Source organism: Thiorhodococcus mannitoliphagus (assembly GCF_010915725.1).
GTDB classification, from domain to species: Bacteria; Pseudomonadota; Gammaproteobacteria; order Chromatiales; family Chromatiaceae; genus Thiorhodococcus; species Thiorhodococcus mannitoliphagus.
The window spans coordinates 1-708 of sequence record NZ_JAAIJR010000405.1; the positions used below are offsets into that span (position 1 = coordinate 1).

The following is a 708-nucleotide window of genomic DNA, read 5'->3' on the forward strand; positions in this document are numbered from 1 at the left end:
TCCAGGATCAACTGCTTGCCGCCGAGCCGCTCGGGCGTGAGTTGCGGGTTGAGCAGACTGACCTCGGCAATGGGCGGCTCGTCGACGCGCACGACATTGATCAGATCGACCAGCAGGTCGGGTTCCTCGGAGAAGACGCGGAAGAAGACGTAGTCGTTCTTCGGGTCGAGCAGATCGTCAGCGCACACGGATGCCATGGAGGAAGCGATGGAGACAGCAGCGGTTGATGAACCCCGACCTTAACATGGTCAGCGCGCGAAGCCGCATGCCCAAGCCGGAACCTTCCAAGCCGCATGGGGCATTCGCCCCGTGCGACTGGTTTCGGGCCTTAGAAAGCGTCCATCAACAACTTCCCCCCTTTCGCAAAGGGGGGCTAGGGGGGATTTCGGGCGGCATCGCTCGCATCGGGAAACAATTGATGGACACTTGCTTAGTGTGGACCGGCCGAGCGCAGCGCCTCGATCTGTGCAAGGCTCAGGCCGGTGGCCTGGGCGACCTGAGCATCGCTGAGCACGCCAAGTTCGATGAGGTAACGGGCTGTCGCTTGAGCCGCTTCCTGGCGGCCTTTCTCCAACCCAATCTGCTCGCCTTTCTCCAACCCAATCTGTTCGCCTTCCTCGCGCGCCTCCAACAGCAAGGTGGCCTCGTCGCTCTGCGCTTTCGCGCGCGCCTCGGCCCAGTAGCGCGTTTCCTCGTCGGCGCTCAGCG

1 protein-coding gene and 1 pseudogene are annotated in these 708 nt (G+C 62.9%); both read right to left on the reverse strand.

Annotation, left to right across the window (positions count from 1 at the left end; genetic code table 11):
• Positions 1–188 (reverse strand): PD-(D/E)XK nuclease family transposase (locus tag G3480_RS27145; protein WP_338114245.1); only part of this gene is annotated, 188 nt, incomplete at its 3' end.
• Positions 189–430: 242 nt separating this feature from the next.
• Positions 431–708: pseudogene (locus tag G3480_RS27150) on the reverse strand (Rpn family recombination-promoting nuclease/putative transposase); the annotation flags it as partial.